At 35.1% G+C, this 16526-nt stretch carries 18 protein-coding genes; 8 read left to right on the top strand and 10 right to left on the bottom strand.

Annotated elements, in window-relative coordinates:
* Positions 1-117: 117 nt before the first annotated feature.
* Positions 118-1275 (bottom strand): methionine adenosyltransferase, encoded by a 1158-nt coding sequence (gene metK, locus Q0358_RS08205; RefSeq protein ID WP_299550042.1) that lies wholly within the window; start codon positions 1273-1275, stop codon positions 118-120.
* Positions 1276-1418: 143 nt separating this feature from the next.
* On the opposite strand from metK, the gene Q0358_RS08200 reads away from it, so the two are divergent.
* Both Q0358_RS08200 and Q0358_RS08195 read left to right on the top strand, forming a co-directional pair.
* Positions 1419-2015 (top strand): peroxiredoxin, encoded by a 597-nt coding sequence (locus Q0358_RS08200; RefSeq protein ID WP_299550040.1) that lies wholly within the window; start codon positions 1419-1421, stop codon positions 2013-2015.
* Between the two features lie 113 nt (positions 2016-2128).
* Complete coding sequence (locus Q0358_RS08195) at positions 2129-3277, top strand: sugar transporter (protein ID WP_299550038.1); 1149 nt, start codon at positions 2129-2131, stop codon at positions 3275-3277.
* On the opposite strand, the gene Q0358_RS08190 is transcribed toward Q0358_RS08195, so the two are convergent.
* Positions 3274-4128, bottom strand: a complete 855-nt coding sequence (locus Q0358_RS08190; RefSeq protein WP_299550036.1) for an HDOD domain-containing protein — start codon at positions 4126-4128, stop codon at positions 3274-3276. The genes Q0358_RS08195 and Q0358_RS08190 overlap by 4 nt on opposite strands.
* Positions 4129-4272: 144 nt before the next feature.
* Between Q0358_RS08190 and Q0358_RS08185 the strand changes: the two genes are divergently transcribed.
* The 6 genes from Q0358_RS08185 (at position 4273) to Q0358_RS08160 (ending at position 8082) form a co-directional block, all read left to right on the top strand.
* Positions 4273-4989 carry an MqnA/MqnD/SBP family protein gene (locus Q0358_RS08185; protein ID WP_299550034.1) on the top strand — a complete coding sequence of 239 codons (717 nt, stop codon included), beginning with the start codon at positions 4273-4275 and terminating at the stop codon, positions 4987-4989.
* 114 nt (positions 4990-5103) lie between these two features.
* Positions 5104-5517 carry a nucleoside-diphosphate kinase gene (gene ndk, locus Q0358_RS08180; protein WP_299550032.1) on the top strand — a complete coding sequence of 138 codons (414 nt, stop codon included), beginning with the start codon at positions 5104-5106 and terminating at the stop codon, positions 5515-5517.
* A gap of 3 nt (positions 5518-5520) precedes the next feature.
* Positions 5521-5892, top strand: coding sequence for a hypothetical protein (locus Q0358_RS08175; protein ID WP_299550029.1), 372 nt, complete (start codon positions 5521-5523; stop codon positions 5890-5892).
* 18 nt (positions 5893-5910) lie between these two features.
* A complete protein-coding gene (rpmF, locus tag Q0358_RS08170; protein ID WP_299550025.1) occupies positions 5911-6066 on the top strand; it encodes a 50S ribosomal protein L32 in 156 nt (51 codons plus the stop codon).
* A 13-nt stretch (positions 6067-6079) separates the two neighbouring features.
* Positions 6080-7066, top strand: coding sequence for a phosphate acyltransferase PlsX (plsX, locus tag Q0358_RS08165; RefSeq protein WP_299550022.1), 987 nt, complete (start codon positions 6080-6082; stop codon positions 7064-7066).
* Positions 7067-7077: 11 nt separating this feature from the next.
* Positions 7078-8082, top strand: coding sequence for a beta-ketoacyl-ACP synthase III (locus Q0358_RS08160; RefSeq protein ID WP_299550019.1), 1005 nt, complete (start codon positions 7078-7080; stop codon positions 8080-8082).
* On the opposite strand, the gene Q0358_RS08155 is transcribed toward Q0358_RS08160, so the two are convergent.
* The 8 genes from Q0358_RS08155 to Q0358_RS08120 all read right to left on the bottom strand — a co-directional run bounded on the left by Q0358_RS08155 (position 8083) and on the right by Q0358_RS08120 (position 16509).
* Positions 8083-9735 carry a lytic transglycosylase domain-containing protein gene (locus tag Q0358_RS08155; protein ID WP_299550016.1) on the bottom strand — a complete coding sequence of 551 codons (1653 nt, stop codon included), beginning with the start codon at positions 9733-9735 and terminating at the stop codon, positions 8083-8085. It lies immediately after the preceding gene.
* Positions 9736-9748: 13 nt separating this feature from the next.
* Positions 9749-10042, bottom strand: coding sequence for a YggT family protein (locus tag Q0358_RS08150; protein WP_299550013.1), 294 nt, complete (start codon positions 10040-10042; stop codon positions 9749-9751).
* 1 nt (position 10043) lies between these two features.
* Positions 10044-11393, bottom strand: a complete 1350-nt coding sequence (gene gltX / locus Q0358_RS08145; RefSeq protein ID WP_299549999.1) for a glutamate--tRNA ligase — start codon at positions 11391-11393, stop codon at positions 10044-10046.
* Between the two features lie 179 nt (positions 11394-11572).
* The gene (locus tag Q0358_RS08140; RefSeq protein WP_299549997.1) at positions 11573-12244 is read right to left on the bottom strand and encodes a di-trans,poly-cis-decaprenylcistransferase; all 672 of its coding nucleotides are present in this window, start codon (positions 12242-12244) and stop codon (positions 11573-11575) included.
* On the bottom strand, positions 12245-13003 hold the full coding sequence (locus Q0358_RS08135) for a hypothetical protein (RefSeq protein WP_299549990.1): 759 nt from the start codon (positions 13001-13003) through the stop codon (positions 12245-12247).
* On the bottom strand, positions 13000-14235 hold the full coding sequence (gene coaBC, locus Q0358_RS08130) for a bifunctional phosphopantothenoylcysteine decarboxylase/phosphopantothenate--cysteine ligase CoaBC (RefSeq protein WP_299549987.1): 1236 nt from the start codon (positions 14233-14235) through the stop codon (positions 13000-13002). Before coaBC ends, Q0358_RS08135 begins: the two co-directional genes overlap by 4 nt.
* Before the next feature lie 21 nt (positions 14236-14256).
* Positions 14257-16104 carry a penicillin-binding protein 2 gene (gene mrdA, locus Q0358_RS08125; protein WP_299549984.1) on the bottom strand — a complete coding sequence of 616 codons (1848 nt, stop codon included), beginning with the start codon at positions 16102-16104 and terminating at the stop codon, positions 14257-14259.
* The gene (locus tag Q0358_RS08120; protein WP_299549981.1) at positions 16105-16509 is read right to left on the bottom strand and encodes a hypothetical protein; all 405 of its coding nucleotides are present in this window, start codon (positions 16507-16509) and stop codon (positions 16105-16107) included. It abuts the gene before it with no gap.
* Between the last annotated feature and the right edge of the window lie 17 nt (positions 16510-16526).

The raw sequence follows: 16526 nt of genomic DNA, 5'->3' as shown, positions 1-16526 counted from the left end.
ATAATGGAATCTCTACACTCTCAAGCAAAGCAAACTCTCATAGTGTGTTTGTGAAGTTTGCTTGGTGGTGGTAGGTTGCTTATTTAGGCTTTAAAGCCTAAATAAATACTCTTTAAATTATAAATTGAAGTAGTCTTTAATTGCTTCTACTTTGTCAGTCTTTTCCCAAGTGAATTCTGGCAACTCTCTTCCAAAGTGTCCATAGCTTGCTGTTTTTTGATAAATCGGACGCAATAAGTCTAAAGACTCAATGATTCCACGCGGTGTTAAACGAAAAATCTTTTTGACACATTCTTCAATTTTAGAGTCTTCCACTTTGCCTGTTCCGTGCGTATTAACAAGAATAGAGACAGGTTCTACAACACCGATTGCATAAGCGATTTGAATAGTAGCTTTATCGCAAATTCCGCTTGCAACAAGGTTTTTTGCCACATAGCGCATTGCATAAGCACCGCTTCTATCTACTTTGCTAGGATCTTTTCCGCTAAATGCACCCCCGCCGTGTGGGCAACTTCCACCATAAGTATCTACGATGATTTTACGCCCTGTAAGCCCTGCGTCTCCTTGTGGTCCGCCGATAACAAACTTACCTGTGGGATTCACAAAATAGCGAATATTATCGTTTGCAAATTCTTTTGGCAGCACTTTTTTAACCACTTCTTCAATTACAGCATTTCTTAGCGTATCTTGTGAAGTCTCAGGGCTGTGCTGTGTAGAAACAACGATTGTATCAATGCCAACAGGCTTACCATTTGCGTATTTAATAGTAACTTGCGATTTACCATCAGGGCGCAAGAAAGGTAGTGTTCCGTCCTTTCTAGCGCGTGCTAGCCCTTCTGTGATTCTGTGAGAGAGATAAATAGGAAGTGGCATTAGCACATCAGTTTCGCGGCAAGCATAGCCAAACATAAGCCCTTGATCCCCTGCGCCTATCTCGCCATCTTCTCTATCAACTCCTTGATTAATATCTGGGCTTTGCTCTCCGATTCCATTTAAAACACCAGCACTTCTATAATCAAAGCCATATTTGGCGTCAATATAGCCAATTTCACGCACAACGCGTCTTGCAATATCTTGCATAGGAGCATAAGCGTGTGTTTTTAACTCTCCAGCAATCACGCAATAGCCATTAGAAAGTAAGGTTTCACAAGCTACTCTAGCCTTTGGGTCGTGTTCAATAATATAGTCTAAAATCGCATCACTAATTTGGTCAGCCATTTTATCGGGGTGCCCTTCTGTAACGGATTCTGAAGTAAAAAGAAACTCTTTTTGCATAAATTCACCTTGTATTTTGAAATAATTTGCAATTCTAACATAAAAAACTTAAAAGTTTTAATTTTGCATTTATATTATGTTAGTTAGAATTTCGCAATTGATATTTTTTATCAATAAATTATTTTTACATTAAGGATTTAACAATGTTAGTTACAAAAAAAGCTCCTGATTTTAAAGCGTCTGCTGTTTTAGCAAATAATCAAATTGTAAAAGATTTTGAACTTTCAAAAAATCTTGGCAAAAATGGTGCAGTTTTGTTTTTCTGGCCTTTGGATTTTACTTTTGTTTGTCCATCAGAAATTATTGCAATGGATCATAGAGTGAAAGACTTTGAAGCAAAAGGATTTAATGTAATTGGTGTGTCTATTGACTCTGATGTTGTGCATTTTGCTTGGAAAAACACTCCTGTAAATCAAGGTGGAATCGGAAATGTGCAATTCCCTATGGTTGCAGATTTAAATAAACAAATTTCGAGAGATTATGATGTGCTATTTGATGAGTCTGTTGCACTTAGAGGTTCATTTTTGATTGACAAAAATCAAATCATTCGCCACGCAGTGATTAACGATTTGCCACTTGGTAGAAATATGGACGAAATGTTAAGAATGTGTGATGCTTTAACATTTTTTGAAGAGCACGGAGAAGTATGTCCTGCTGGTTGGAATAAAGGTGATAAAGGCATGAAAGCAACAACAGAAGGTGTTGCAGAATATCTAGCACAAAATGCTGATAAACTATAATTTTACAGACTCCCTTTAAGGAGTCTTATCACTCTAAAATTCTTCTTTCTCTTTTGTTTCTTAAAAGATTTTCAGTATAATTTACGCTTGATTTTAAGCTTTTAAGGAGGGTAATGCAAGCGGTTATTGCAATTGCTTTTGCAGCATTTATTTTTAACACTTCTGAATTTATTCCTATTGGACTTTTAACACTTATTGCCACAGATTTTGGAATCACAGAGGCTAGAGCTGGGTTTTTAATGAGTGTGTATGCGTGGGTTGTTGCTCTTGCTTCTTTGCCTTTAATGCTTATGTGTTCGCGTTTTGATTTAAGACGTCTTTTATTGTTTGTAATGAGTTTATTTATCGCAAGCCATATTTTTTCTGCTCTTGCTGAAAGCTATTGGGTATTAATGGCTTCAAGATTAGGGGTTGCTTGTGCGCACGCATTGTTTTGGTCGATTGCAACACCTATGGCAGTGCGTGTTGCGCCAAAGGGAAAGGAGAGTGTAGCAATTAGTTTTGTGATTGTAGGCACTAGTATAGCATTGCTTGCTGGACTTCCTTTGGGGCGTGTAATTGGGCTATATTTTGGCTGGAGAATCAGTTTTTTAATGATTGGAATCGTGGCGTTTTTAGTTTTTTTGGTGCTTTTAAAAACGCTACCACAATTACCAACAAGTGGTGCAGTTTCTCTGCGTTCTTTACCACAACTTTTAAAAACTCCAAAACTCTTAGGAGTTTATGGGATCACAATGTGTTTGGTAACTGCACATTTTATTGCATATAGCTATATTGAGCCATTTTTGGCGCAAAATGCGCATTTTAGTCAAAACAATATTACAGCAACACTTGTAATCTTTGGAGCAATGGGAATTGTTGGGGGGTATTTGTTTTCTAAATATCACGATAAACATAAGGAATCCTTTTTGACATTTGCAATTTTTGGAGTATTTGTTGCATTGCTATGTTTGAAACTCTCAAGTTTTAGCGCATTTGGTGTGGTTTTAGTTTGTGTGCTTTGGGGATTGTCTATTGTGATGTTTGGACTTGCTTTTCAAGCAAAAGTGTTGCATTTAGTGCCTGTTGGAACTTCTATTGCAATGTCAATATTTTCTGGAATTTATAATGTTGGAATTGGAAGTGGCGCGTATTTTGGTGGATTGATCTTAGAATATTTAAGTGTGGAATATGTCGGTTACTTTGGAGCATTTTTAGCATTTTGCGTATGTGTGTATTATCAAGGAAGTTTTATAAAAAAGACTCCAATTATGGAATCTTAATTGTCGTCTTTAATGAGATTTTCTTTGGCTTCTTCTGGAAGTTTAGCAAGGAAGTTTGCCATATTAAAATTCACACCTTGCCCCATAGCTTCATTAACAAGAGCAATAGACTTTTTAGAGTTAAACTGGCTAAGTGGATGATATGGTTCAAAAAGGCAGTTTGTAACAGCAAGCGCATAAGCATTCTTTTTGATTTCTTGTGCAGCTGCATGAGGATTATGAATGTATGCAATGCTTTGGATTAAGCGTTCATCAAATTCCCAATAATTAAATAAGAATCCTAAAAACGAAATACTATCAACACCGCAATATTGGTTTTCTAAATCATGTACATCTTGAAAATCATTGATTTTATTTTGCTCTAAAAATTCTTTATCTTTGCCAGATTTAATCAGCATATCAGAAAGCAAAATCATACCCAAACGTAATAGCATTGCACAAGGAATTAGCTCATTTGCAAGCGCTTTATCTTCTTCTCTTAGCCACGCTGAAATAAAATCAACCTCCTTGGAACAATTTGTTAAAAAAGTATTATTGTCTAACCCATAAGGCGAAACATTAATGGAAAAGCTTGAGCGAACCGCATTTGCCATTACGGTATTTTTAATTGTTCCAGCACCTAGCAAAGACACAACTTGTTGGATTGTTGAAACTTGGCGTGATAATCCATAAAATGGAGAATTTGCAAGGCGCAATAACTCACCTACGATCAAGGGATCTTTTGATAAAATTGCCGCAACTTTAGAGATTTCTAAATCTGCTCCACTAGAATCTACATAATTGCGTAATTCTATAACAGTTTGCGGTAGAGGAGGTAGCTCTTTAATGGTTTCTACAAGTATAGGATTCATAGAATTTTCCCCTTGCTATGATGTAAAAGCGGATTTTATATTATATTTATTAAAACAATCCTTATAATGATGCGAGATAAAATTTAAGAATTAAGGCTTTTGATTGAAGTTATGTTAAAATAATGCAAATTTTAAGGAGATTTGATGCGTTTTGGAAAAATTGATTATCTTAATCTTTTGCCTTTTGAAGTGTTTGTTCGGGCATATCCAAAACCTTCACAATTTCAACTTTTTTATCAGAAAAAAAAATCCTATCCTGCGCGTTTAAATAGAGAGTTTTTGTTTAGACGCATTGATGCGGGATTTATTTCTTCTATCACTGCTTTAAGGGCTAGAAAGGAAAGATTCCAAGCTATAAATGTTGGAATTATAGCGCGTAAGAGAGTGGTTAGTGTAATTTGTTTGCCTAAAGAACAAGGAGAGGATTATCAATCTGCAACTTCAAATGCTCTTTTAAAAGTATTGGGATTAAAAGGGCGTGTGTTAATTGGGGATAGGGCATTAGTGGAAGTTTTGCGACAAAAACAAGATTGCAGAGACAAAGGTAGCAAGATTGCGTTTTTGGATTTAGGAGAAAATTGGGTACAAAAAGAGCATTTACCATTTGTATTTGGGCGTTTGTGTGTTAGAGAAAATCGAGAATTTTATTCAAAGTTAATGCGTGCGTTTTTAAAAAAGAAAATTAAGATTCCATATTTTATGCTAAAAAATGCAGAATCCAAAAGTGGAGTAGAGGCTAAAGAAATCTTAAATTATCTTCAAGTTTTGTCTTACAATATGGATAAAAAGGCAAAATTTGGAGCGGAGAGATTTTATCGTAAATTGCGTATCTTAGGGATTAAGCCACCAAGTAGATTTTAAAAAAACAAAAGATTTTTAGGATTATGTGATTTTAAACTAAAATGTAGGTTTAATAGAATATAATACTGCCCTTAAATTTTAAAAAATCCCAAAGATATGGGTTTAGGAGTAACGATGGAGCAAACATTATCCATTATCAAGCCTGATGCAGTACAGAAAAATGTGATTGGGAAAATTGTTGATAGATTTGAGAGTAATGGCTTAAGAATTGCAGCGATGAAAAAGATTAGACTAAGTAGAAATGATGCAAAGGAGTTTTATGCTGTGCATAAAGAACGCCCTTTCTTTAATGATTTAGTGGATTTTATGGTAAGCGGACCTGTTGTTGTAATGGTTCTTGAGGGGCTTAATGCGGTAGCAAAAAATCGTGAATTGATGGGAGCTACAAATCCAAAAGAAGCAGCAGTTGGAACAATTCGTGCGGACTTCGCTGATAGCATTGATGCAAATGCGGTGCATGGAAGTGATAGCTTAGAGAACGCACAAAGAGAGGTTGCATTTTTCTTTTCAACAAGAGAAATTTGCTAGTTAATGCAGTTAGCTTTTCAAAAGGCGTTCCAAACTTGCAAAAATGGAGAAAAGATTCCGTTTTTAGTTCAAAGTGATGATAAAAAGGCACGATTAGAGGGCATACTTTTTTATGATAAGAGCCATTTTAATTTGCTAAAACTTAATGGAATCCTAAAAGGGAATATTACTTTAATCTGTGATATGAGCGGAGAAGAGTATGAAAAAGCACTTAATGAGTCTTTAGAGTTTTATCTAAGTGATGGTATTGTCAATTTGGATAATGAGCATTTTGAGGATATTATTGAGTGTGAAAATGGTAAGATTGATTTGAGTGAAATTTTAAATGGTGAATTAGAGATAATTCGTTGTGATTATCATACAAAAAATGATTAAATTTTTAAGGAGTAACAAATGGCAGTACCAAAAAGACGCGTAAGTAAAACAAGAGCAGCAAAAAGAAGAACGCATTACAAATTAACATTGGCAGTTCCCGTAAAAGATAAAGATGGCACTTGGAAAATGCCACATCGCGTAAATAAATTTACTGGAAATTATAAAAGCAACTAGTTAGGGTGTGATAATGAAAATTGCCATAGACGCAATGGGCGGAGATTTTGGATCTGCGCCGCTTGTGCAAGGCTCGCTACAAGCTCTTAAAGAGCGTAATTTTACGCTCGTGCTTGTGGGTGATGAGCAAGTTATTAAGCCCTTGATTCCTGCGGATTTAAAAAGCAAAGTAGAAATTGTCCATTGTAATGATTTTATTGCAATGGAAGATGGTGCAACTTCTGCTTTAAAACGCAAGGAAAGCTCTATTTATATTGCAATGGAAATGTTGAAAAATAAATCCGTAGATGCTGTTGTTTCAGCTGGGCATAGTGGGGCTACAATGAGTTTGGCTACACTAAAAATTGGACGATTGAATAATGTTTTGCGTCCAGCAATTTGCACACTAATGCCACGCATTGATGGCAATAAAAGCTTGGTTTTGGATGCTGGGGCTAATGTAGATTGTAAGCCAGAAAACTTATTTGAGTTTGGAATTATGGGCTATGAATATGCAAGAGCGATTTTGAATTATCCTAAGGTGCGTATTGGTTTGCTTGCAAACGGAGAAGAAGAATGCAAAGGCAATGAAATGACAAAAGTAGCCTTTGATCTTCTTAAGAAACATCCAAACTTTATAGGCAATGTCGAAGGAAACAATATTTTTGATAGTAATGTGGAAGTTGTTGTGTGTGATGGTTTTGTTGGAAATGCCGTGTTAAAGGCAAGCGAAGGTGTTGCAAACTCGATTTCTTTTTTACTTAAAAAACATATCAAGGCTTCTCCTATTGGAATTTTTGGAGCATTGTTTATGAAAAATGTGTTTAAGAAACTAAAAAAACAAATTGATTATGCTGAATATGGTGGCGCGCCACTTTTGGGTGTTAATGGAAATGTGATTATTTGCCATGGAAAAAGCAATGCGAAAGCAATGAAAAATGCTGTTTTTCAAGCGATTTTGGCTTATGAAAATGATGTGAATCATAATATTGAGATTGCATTAGAAACATTTAAGAATTAAAGGAGTAGCCAGTGGAGAAGCCTATATATGCGAGTTTAAGCTCCATTGGTGCTTATATTCCAAAGCGCGTCATTACAAATGATGATCTTTCTAAAATTGTAGAAACTAGTGATGAGTGGATAACTAAACGCACTGGAATTGAAGAGCGTAGATTTGCTGATATTAAAGAAGCTACAAGTGATCTTGCGACAGAGGCAGCAAAGCTAGCGATTGCGCGTGCGAATTTAACGCCTAATGAGATAGATGCAGTCATTGTTGCAACGATTTCTCCAGATTATTTTTGTATGCCTTCAACTGCTTGTGTGGTAGCGCATAATTTGGGGATTGTGGGTAGGCCTGCATTTGATATTGCAGCAGCTTGTAGTGGGTTTATTTATCTACTTTTGTTGGCAAAGTCTTTGATTGAGTCAAAAACACATAAAAACATTTTAATTATTGGAGCAGAAAAGCTCTCAAGCATTATTGATATGCAAGATAGAAGCACTTGTGTGCTTTTTGGAGATGGAGCGGGGGCGGCTGTGATTAGCCAAACAGAAGATAAGGATTTAAGCATTTTAGATGTGAATTGTGCCTCTAACGGACAATATCAAGATTTTTTAATGACTCCAGGTTGTGGGAGTAGAAATCCTGTAAATGATATGGTTTTACAAGAGAGATTGCAATTTATCAAAATGAAAGGCAATGAAACTTTTAAACTTGCAGTAAAAACTCTCACGCAAGATGTCATAGAAATTTTAGAAAAAAACAATATAAGCAAAGATTCCATTGATTTTTTTGTTCCTCATCAAGCAAATTTGCGCATTATTTCTGCAGTAGGTGATGCATTAAAATTTCCACAAGAAAAGATTGCTTTAACTGTGCGAAAGTATGGAAATACTTCTGCTGCTTCAATCCCTATGGCAATCAATGAGTTATACGAAGAAGGGAGAATCCAAAACGGCTCTAGACTCCTTTTGGATGCTTTTGGTGGAGGTTTAACTTGGGGTTCGGCGATTCTTAACTTCAATGGTAAATGATTAATACACAAGAGTGTCGTGTAAGAGATCTAATAGATTGGTTTCTTTGCCTAGTTTTCTTTGATAAATCACATAGTTTGCAAGCACTTTTTTTCCATAAATACGCGATTCTTCATAGGGGATCATTTCCATACTATACCAAGGATCTAAAGGATTACTTTTTTTGAAGAGATAGTTTTTAGCTAGCAAGCGGCGTGTGAAGCCCGGTCCGCCATTGTAGGCATAGGCGATAAATAAAGGGTGGTTAAATTCTTTGATTAAAGGGCGCGTGAAATATTCTGCATAAGGCACATTTATAGCTGGGTTAAACATATCTAAATAGCTTACTTCTTGTTCTTGTTTTAATTCTTTGGCGATGGCTTTGACATTAAAGGGCATAAGTTGCATAAGTCCTAGCGCATAGGAAGTGGAAATTGCTGTTGGGATAAAAAGACTTTCTTGTCTAGCAAGAGCGTAGAGAAGTGCTTGTTTATCGCTATCATAATTAGAAAAAACTTCTTTATAAGGCATTAAGAAATATTCTTTGTTAAAATCGCGTGAGAGCCAAACATAATGCGCTTCTGTTTCTGCGCTATTTGTTTTGAGTAGGAGTTTTTTTGCGAAATCTTGATTGGAGTTTTTTAGATTTTTAAAAGAATCGCGAATTTTCTCCCATTCAAAAGGATTTTTAAAGTTCCATTCTGCATTTTTCGTTTGTGTTGGAATCTTATAAATGATGCTGTAATTTGGATTTTTTTGAAGCATTTCAAGGCTTGCTAGAGTGTAAATATCTACAGATTTTGATTGTGAGATTTCTTGCAAATACAATGCATCATTGCTTGCTAAAAATGCCCAAAAAGCTGCACGATTTTTATTGAAAGAATATTTTGAGAGTTTTTGAGAGTGCAAAAAATAGACAAGTGCTTGATCTTTTTTTCCGGAATTCATTGCGTTTAAACCTAGATAAAAGGCGGTTTCTGCATCAAGGGCGTTAATAATATTTTGAGGTTTGATTGCGGTTAGTGAAGCATTAAAGTTCTTAAGATTTGGCGAAAGAATTATATGTCTAAGGGCACGTAAAAAATTTCCATTGCGTTCATTAATGAGTTTGATGATTATTTCTTGTGGAATTTTAAAATTTAAATAATTGCGGTATTCTTGAGAAATAGCAAAATAAAAATTACCAAAAGTTTTAGCATCTTGTGTGATTAGGGTTTTAAAGGGATCTTTTGAGGCTAGAATTTGTAAATCTTTGGAGAGTTTTGCGTCATGTGGTTTTACGCTGTTTGAAATTTTTCTAAGCGTTGCTTTATCTAGGGATTCAGCCTTTTTTGTTGTTAAGGCAAGGGCGATACATTTTGCATCTTCCTTTAAAAGTTTATCTAAGGGCATTCTTTGGCAAATCGTTTTACGCGAAAGTGTTTTATTATCACCTTTTTTAAAATAGAGTCCAAAAAGCTTTGCATTTTTGCGTATAGCGAGATTATAGGCTTCTTTTGCTTCTTTGGGATTAATATCTTGTTGTAAAAATAACCAAATGTAAAAATCCCTAGAGATTCCAGCGGGTTGTTTTTTTAGATAATCTAGTGTAATGTCTTGACTAAGAGTTGGGATTTGCTTGGATTCTCCAAAGGCAAAACTTAGCACACATAAAAGAAGAATAAAAAATCGCATTTTTGTCCTTACATTAAAGATTGTGAGCTAATTGAAAAAGTAATTTTACTGCAAATAAATCAATGAATTTTAGAACCAAAATCACAAGAATAGGCGTTAAATCTACACCACCTATTAGCGTTGGGATAATGCGCCGAATTTTTGCATAAAGAGGCTCAGTTAGTTTTGCTAAGATTTGAACAATAGGGTTATAAGGATCTGGACGCACCCAAGAGATAAGAGCGGCAATAATAATCACCCAAATATAAAGATTAATTATTAGGCTTAAAATTTGAGCAAATGCTTCAATAAAAGTGTTTAAAATCATTTCAATTCCTTAAAATATCATGTAAATAAAAGCGTAGATATGGAAAAAGATCGCTTAGCTCTGGTCCGTGCGTATGTCCTGTTAGTAAAAAACGCAAAGGCTTAAAGAAGTATTTGCCTTTTAATTTGCTTTTTTGCATTGCTTGTGTTTTAAATACATCAAATTCTATCTTACTAAAATCTTGCTCTTGTAAGAGTGCGAGAAGTGTTTGCTGTAAAATCTTAATTGCGTCTTTAAACTCTAAAATTTCTTGCGTTTCTTTATTTTTAGATTCCATATTTTGCTCTAAAAGCAAAGCTTTTTTAATAAAGATATAATCCACTTTTTCGCGGATTTCATTAAGTGTGCTTGCTTCTTGCAAATAGATCTTTGCTAATGCGCCAATTGTAGAGTCTTTATAGCCTAAAAGCACTGCTAAATCCTGTTCATTGATTTGCTTAAAATGTTCGCGATTAAGAAATTTTAGTTTATCGATATCAAAACGCGCAGGAGCTTTTGCAACTTTTGTAATATCAAACCACGCAAAAGTATCCTTTAGAGTAAAGACTTCACAAGGCGTTTTATTTCCCATCAGCACAAGATAATTCACAATTGCTTGTGGCAAAAAACCACAATCTAAGAGCCATTGCACACTAGAGGCGTTATCTCTTTTGCTCATTTTTTTTCCTTCTTCATTAAGAATTATGGGCAAATGCGCAAACTTAATAGATTTTTCATAGTTTAAATAATGGTGGATTAGCATTTGTTTAGGAGTGTTACTTACATGATCTTCTCCACGCACGATAAAATCAATATCATAGAGCATATCATCTACTGCACAAGCAAAATTATAAGTTGGGATTCCATCTTCTTTTAGAATAATAAAGCTATCTATTTCATTAGGTGCAAAAACAATATCTCCTTTAATTTCATCGTGAAATTGCATTTGCTCTTTTGGAGCTTTTAATCGCACAACGGGGTGTGGATTTTTGTCCTTTTCAAGTTCTGCCCAAGAGTCATCATAACGAAAAGCTTGATGATTTGTTTTAGCAATTTCGCGTTTATTGTCTAAAAATTCTTTCGTGCAATAGCAATAAAATGCGTGTCCTTGCTTAATTAAGTATTCTGCAAGTTGGCGATGGCGTTCAAAATTATGGCTTTGATACACAAGATTGTCCCAAGTGATTCCAAAAAGACTAAGTAAAAACATAATGTCTTTATCCTTGCCTTCAATATTGCGTGCGGTATCAGTGTCTTCAATGCGGAGCAAAAACTTTTCATTGCGTTGTTTTGCTAAAATATAATTAAACACGGCAGCACGCAAATTACCTGTGTGCATATCTCCTGTTGGGCTTGGTGCAAATCGTAGCATCTTAAAACCTTATGTTAAAATTTTGAGATTTTAACATAAGCAAAATTAAAAAAGCACCTAAGAGATTGAAGTTTTAAGCAAAATCATAGCGCGAATCTTGGCGAATATCATAGAGATTTTTAGATTCTGGTTTTTTTAAGATCAAAGGTTAAAATTGGAGCAACAAATTTAATGAGAAATTATAAGCCACCAAAGCGGCGGTGGCGGGTTTTAAACTCTATTAACATAGATTCTAATTCTTTTTGGCTAAAATCTGGCCATAAAGTGTTGGTAAAAAAGAGTTCTGCATAGGCACTTTGCCATAATAAAAAATTAGAAAGTCGCATTTCTCCACCTGTGCGCACTAGCATATCAACAGGTGGAATCCCAGCAGTATCAAGTGCGTTTTCGATGGTTTGAAGACTTGGGTTTTGTTCTTGTTTGAGTTTTAAAAATGCACGGCGTAATTCATCTTGTGCGCCATAGTTTAAGGCTAGGATTTGTGTTAAGCCATTGCATTTTTCTTGTGTGGTGTGTTCTAAAAAAAGGATTTTTTCTTGGAGTTTTGTGCTAAAAATGCTTAAATCTCCGATGGCTTTAAAGATGATATTATTGTTTAAATAGGTAGAAAGTTTTGAGTCTAAATATTCTTCAAGCAAACGCATAAGAAAGCTAACTTCCGTTTTTGGACGCTTCCAATTTTCAGTAGAGAAGGCATAAAGACTTAAAAAAGAGATTCCATATTTTGCACAAAATTCTGTGATTTCTTGGATTTTTTCTGCACCTATTTTATGTCCGAAAGTGCGCATTTGTAAGTGATTTTTCGCCCATCTTCCATTGCCGTCCATAATCATTGCTAGATGTTTTGGCATTTATCCCTCTAAATCCAATAAAGAGTTGCTAAATTCATAAAGCGGGACAATCTCACTATCAACATTGATATGTGTTTCTTTGATAAAGGCTAGAGAGTCTAAGTTTCTACGCAAGAGATTTGCAACGCTCTCATACATTACGCTAATATCCAAACGCACTCCTTCTTTAAAGTTCCACAGCAAGCCCCAAGTTGCTCCTAGGTTTGAAAATACAGAATAAAATTCTAGGCAATCTTGTTCTTTAACGCGCTTTTTTCTAAGCTGCATAAAACCATCTTTGCTGGAGTCATCATAATGCAGTGGGATAGTTAAAACCTTGTGTTTTAAGGACATTAACATATGGCTAAGAAAAGCAAATTCCCATTTGGATTCTGCATTTGCTAGACGATCTGTTAAAAAGCCTTTCATTACATCAAAGGGATTTTCGCTATTTTGTAAAAATTGTTCTAGAGTTTTTTCATTAAGTTTTAATGGGATATTGGAGTCTTTTAGTAAATTTGGTTGTTTAATGAGATTTGAAAGCGTAATAGAACCTGTGCTTCCACGCCCCATCATTGCCCAGTATTTACCACCGATTTGAAGTTCTTTTAGGCTTTTTGTTTCCATTGCTGTATTGCCAACTTTTAGCATATAGCGAATGCCTTGTAGCTTTTCCATTACTTCAAGCTTAATGGGCAATGTAGCATTAAACTGCGTAGTTTTAGAAGAGTTTTGGAGTGTGTTTTGCACTTGTGCTAATTGGTGCAGTTGTTTAATCATAAATGTTGTGCCTGTTCTAAGATTTTAAATGCTAGGCTTAGTTTATCACAGAATCCTAAATCTTTGACAAATGCATCACTAATCCATAAAAGTTGATTGTTATTTGCGTCTAAGGGATTGTGGTTTTGTGTGATTGTGTTTAAACAAATGGCGTCTAAGCCTTTCTTTGTTAGGGCAATTTTAGCATTTTGGATTCCATCTTTGGATTCTAATTTAAAGCCGATTGTTTTTTGCGTTTTAGAAAGTGTGGCTAAAATATCTTGATTTTCTATAAGTTGAAGATCCCATTTTGCTCCGATTTCTTGCTTTTTTAGTTTTTCTTTTACTTTGTTTTTTGGGATATAATCGCTAATTGCGGCACTCATAAACAAAAAACTCTGCATTTTTGGTTCTAGCTTTTGCCATTGTTTGATTGCTTGGAGATAATCTTGTGTGGATTGGACTTTTTGTGTCTGAATTTCTAAAGGCAGAATAAAGGGAAATTGTGAGCTTATAAACTCTACTTTTGCGCCTAAAAAATATCCTGCAAGAGCAATGCACGCCCCCATTTTGCCACTTGACGCATTAGAAAGATAGCGCACAGCATCAATGCTTTCTTTGCTGCCACCACCACTTACGCACACACACGCTTCTTCCCAAAAAGAATTTTTATAAAAAGCGCGTATAGTTTGATAAGCAATCTCTAATGGTTCCGCTAACGCGCCATTACCGATTGTTTGACAAGCTAATTCTTTGCATTGTGGTGCAATGAGTGTAATTTCTCTTTGTTGTAAAATCTCTAAAGACTCCATAGTTGCTTTGTTTTCTAGCATTTTTGTATTTGCTGCTGGGGCAATACATTTGAGTTTATCAAAAGCTAAAAAACTCTCTAATAGCACATTATCTGCAATCCCATAAGCGATTTTATTAAGCGTATTTGCGCTACAAGGGGCGATTAAAAATAAATCTGCCCAAGCAGCAAGAGTAATGTGATTGTGTGGAGTCTCTCCCCAGCTTTGTGTATTTTGTGTTAGCACTCTATAATGAGAAATGGCTTCAAAGAGTAAGGGTTGAATAAAATCTTGAGCACCCTTACTCATCACTACGCGCACGCTTGCTCCTAGTTTTTGTAGGATTCTAATTAATTCTAAACTTTTATAAATTGCCACGCTCCCACATACGCCAAGAGCGATTTTTTTATCCTTTAGGGGCTGTCCTAGTACTTGGATTGTCGTATTTAGTGCTTGTTGCATTTGCCATCCTTTAAGGTTTAATTATTCTGCTTCTAGCTCAAAGCTTACATCATTTTGATTGAGAGTTTTAGAAATTTTTTTATAAGGTGCAACATAGCCTAAATCTACAAGTGCATTAGAAAGTTTTGCGAGCACTGGACCACCTGTTCCACTTCCACTTCCTCCGTGTTCTACCATTACTGTAATAACATAGCGGGGATTATTTGCAGGCAAAAATCCTGTAATCCACGCTTGAGAGCGATGAAAATAATCCATATCTGCTTCTTTGATTCTTGCTTTATCTTCTTGTGAGATTCCAACAACTTGTGCAGTTCCGGTTTTACAGGCTAAATATGCCTTAGATTCTCTTGTTGCATAAAATGCTGTGCCTCCAATTTCAGAACAAACTTGACGCATTCCTTCGCGTAAAACTTGAAGCTTGCTTTTTTCAAAAGCATTTAGCACATCTTTTGGTTCTTTTAGATTTTGGTCTTTTACAAAATGTGGAATAGGTAACTTGCCACTTGCAATTAGAGCAGTATAATTTGCAATTTGTAAAGGGGTGGTTAAAAATAAACCTTGACCAATAGAGCTAACAATGCTATCTCCTACATACCAATCTTGTTTATAGCGTTTTTTCTTTAAAATTGGGCTTGGCACAATTCCTACAAATTCATTAGGTAAATCTACTCCTGTTTTTACTCCTAACCCCATTTTTTTTAGCACATCAGCAATATTTTCAAAATCTGTGCGTTGAGATAGGAGATAAAAATACACATCAACGCTGCGTTTTAGGGCTTTATATAAATCTGCACTTCCGTGTCCTTCTTTTTTCCAATCGCGAAATTTTCTCCCACCTAGCTCAACAAAAGGAGGTGTTTTGATTTCCGTGTTTTCATTAATATTAGTATATTCTAAAAGCGCTAAACCCATTCCCATTTTAATTACGGAGCCGGGCGGATATAAGCCATTAATGAATTTGTTAATTAATGGCTTATAAGGATTATCACGCAAAGCATTCCAATTCTCAAAGGAAATTCCACCTACAAAATGATTTAAATCATATTCTGGGTAACTTCCAGCAGCTAAAATTTCTCCATTATGTGCATCCATAATAATTGCCGCCCCATTTTTGCCGCTAAAGATAGAATCCATTGCATTTTGAAGTTTTATATCAAGAGTTGTTGTAAGATTGCGATTTTCAATAGCTTCTTTATAAGAAACAACACCCACTTCTTCATTAAGTGCAGTAACTTTGACGACTCTTTCTCCTAACTCGCCTTGCAAAAAGGTATCATATTGTCTTTCTAGTCCTTCTTTTCCAATGATTCCCGTATATTTGGAGATAGGCTGTTTTTCTATATCTTTTTGGTTTGCACGATTGACATAGCCGATAACATGAGAAGCTGTGGTAGTATTTGGATAAAAGCGGCGTGATATTGGGGTTATGCGTATTGAATTGATTTGACTAAGTTTAGGATAATGCTTTAAAATCTCATTGTGATCAATAGAATCAATTACGGAGATAAAATCGTGATTATAAGGTGAATCTTTTTGTCGGTATCTTTTTATTAATTCTTCTTTGGAATATTCTGGGAAAAAAACTAAAAGTTTTTGAATTTCTTTCTCTAAGGTCGGTAGGTTTGCACGCAAAGAAAGGCGTGGTGGCAAAGAAATACTAAAATTTATAGTGTTTGTAGCAAGTGGAAATCCATTACGATCTAGGATTTGTCCGCGAATTGGTACAATAGGTTCTTGGCGAAGCATATTTTTGCTTGCTTGTTCTTCAAAATCTTTATGATCTAAAATGCTAATATCAAAAATTCTAACAAGCAACAATAGCCAAAACAACACAAAAGCGCTAAAGATTAAAGTAATGCGTGCATTCATCTATAAAATCCATAAAAATATCCAAACTAACAACACTTCAATCCCTGCATAAAGCGCTAAAAGCGTGGAGAATTGTGGAACTTGTTCATCAAAGAGCCACCCAAAAAAATAGAGAAAGGAAAAATATCCAAAATACGCATAAAAAATAAAAAGTGGAATAAAAATTTTGTTATATCCAAAGAATTTACGGAATTTCGGTAGTAGAATTTTAAAAGAAAAGAAAATGAAAAGAAGCGTGCTAAGAAGTGGCAATCCCTTGTTTGCTTCAAAATAAATAAAAAATGGCACAAAAAAATAAAAGATTCCAAAAGATTGTTCTTCGTATTTTTCTTGCGCAATCACATAAGCAATTCCAAAGAGTGGTGGTAAAAAATAATAAATATCAGTGATTGCAACATAAATCACAAAAAAAACAACTAAGA

This window comes from uncultured Helicobacter sp. (assembly GCF_937893305.1).
GTDB lineage: Bacteria > Campylobacterota > Campylobacteria > Campylobacterales > Helicobacteraceae > Helicobacter_D.
The sequence above is the reverse complement of the archived record's forward strand: the minus strand, read 5'-3'. Positions and strand labels throughout refer to the sequence as shown.

Coding starts and splice junctions, on each gene's coding strand:
- metK (WP_299550042.1), bottom strand. CDS start 1,275: ATGCAAAAAGAGTTTCTTTTTACTTCAGAATCCGTTACAGAAGGGCAC.
- mrdA (WP_299549984.1), bottom strand. CDS start 16,104: ATGAATGCACGCATTACTTTAATCTTTAGCGCTTTTGTGTTGTTTTGG.
- rpmF (WP_299550025.1), top strand. CDS start 5,911: ATGGCAGTACCAAAAAGACGCGTAAGTAAAACAAGAGCAGCAAAAAGA.
- Q0358_RS08185 (WP_299550034.1), top strand. CDS start 4,273: ATGCGTTTTGGAAAAATTGATTATCTTAATCTTTTGCCTTTTGAAGTG.
- Q0358_RS08150 (WP_299550013.1), bottom strand. CDS start 10,042: ATGATTTTAAACACTTTTATTGAAGCATTTGCTCAAATTTTAAGCCTA.
- Q0358_RS08190 (WP_299550036.1), bottom strand. CDS start 4,128: ATGAATCCTATACTTGTAGAAACCATTAAAGAGCTACCTCCTCTACCG.
- gltX (WP_299549999.1), bottom strand. CDS start 11,393: ATGCTACGATTTGCACCAAGCCCAACAGGAGATATGCACACAGGTAAT.
- plsX (WP_299550022.1), top strand. CDS start 6,080: ATGAAAATTGCCATAGACGCAATGGGCGGAGATTTTGGATCTGCGCCG.
- Q0358_RS08195 (WP_299550038.1), top strand. CDS start 2,129: ATGCAAGCGGTTATTGCAATTGCTTTTGCAGCATTTATTTTTAACACT.
- Q0358_RS08155 (WP_299550016.1), bottom strand. CDS start 9,735: ATGCGATTTTTTATTCTTCTTTTATGTGTGCTAAGTTTTGCCTTTGGA.
- ndk (WP_299550032.1), top strand. CDS start 5,104: ATGGAGCAAACATTATCCATTATCAAGCCTGATGCAGTACAGAAAAAT.
- Q0358_RS08135 (WP_299549990.1), bottom strand. CDS start 13,003: ATGATTAAACAACTGCACCAATTAGCACAAGTGCAAAACACACTCCAA.
- Q0358_RS08175 (WP_299550029.1), top strand. CDS start 5,521: ATGCAGTTAGCTTTTCAAAAGGCGTTCCAAACTTGCAAAAATGGAGAA.
- coaBC (WP_299549987.1), bottom strand. CDS start 14,235: ATGCAACAAGCACTAAATACGACAATCCAAGTACTAGGACAGCCCCTA.
- Q0358_RS08140 (WP_299549997.1), bottom strand. CDS start 12,244: ATGCCAAAACATCTAGCAATGATTATGGACGGCAATGGAAGATGGGCG.
- Q0358_RS08200 (WP_299550040.1), top strand. CDS start 1,419: ATGTTAGTTACAAAAAAAGCTCCTGATTTTAAAGCGTCTGCTGTTTTA.